The sequence below is a fragment of the Lactobacillus sp. UMNPBX4 genome, from assembly GCF_002554115.1.
GTDB classification, from domain to species: domain Bacteria; phylum Bacillota; class Bacilli; order Lactobacillales; family Lactobacillaceae; genus Lactobacillus; species Lactobacillus gallinarum.
Genome location: NZ_PCZF01000132.1, coordinates 1 through 594 on the forward strand (window position 1 = coordinate 1; position 594 = coordinate 594).

Here is a 594-nt window from a genome sequence, read left to right on the forward strand (position 1 = left end):
AAAAGTCCCTTGCCCAAAAAGGACTCAACTACTGCAATCGCATGTTTTACTTAGAACAAACCTGGGAGAATTTGAGCAAACAAGAACGTTACCAGCTAAGACAAGCAAAGCTCAAGCCTCTAATGCAAGAGTTCTTCAACTGGTGTGAGAAAAATAAAATCACCGTTTTGCCAGGCTCTAAATTGGGAAGAGCCATTAATTATACCCTCAAGCATCAAGCTACTTTTGAGCATGTCTTGCTTGATGGCAATTTAGAATTATCTAACAATAAGGCCGAACGCGCTGTAAAATCACTCGTCATGGGCCGGAAGAATTGGTTATTTTCTCAAAGTTTTGAGGGTGCTACTGCAAGTGGCTTTATTCTAAGCTTAATTGAAACTGCCAAGAGAAATGGCCTTGATCCTGAAAAGTACTTGAATTATTTGCTTCAGAAATTACCGAATGAAGAGATTCTGGATTCGGAAACCCTTGAAGCTTATTTACCGTGGCAAGAGAAGATCCAGAAGAATTGTAAATAAAAGAACTTAAATAACCGTCTCAGTATAACAGTAACTGGGACGGTTTTTAAGTACACTATTTTATTTGACGCTTACT

General features: G+C 38.6%; 1 protein-coding gene. It reads left to right on the forward strand.

The genetic code is table 11. The features are described 5' to 3' along the window. On the forward strand, positions 1–518 hold a 518-nt coding region (locus CP355_RS10040), incomplete at its 5' end, for a transposase (RefSeq protein WP_143468947.1). Positions 519–594: the final 76 nt, after the last annotated feature.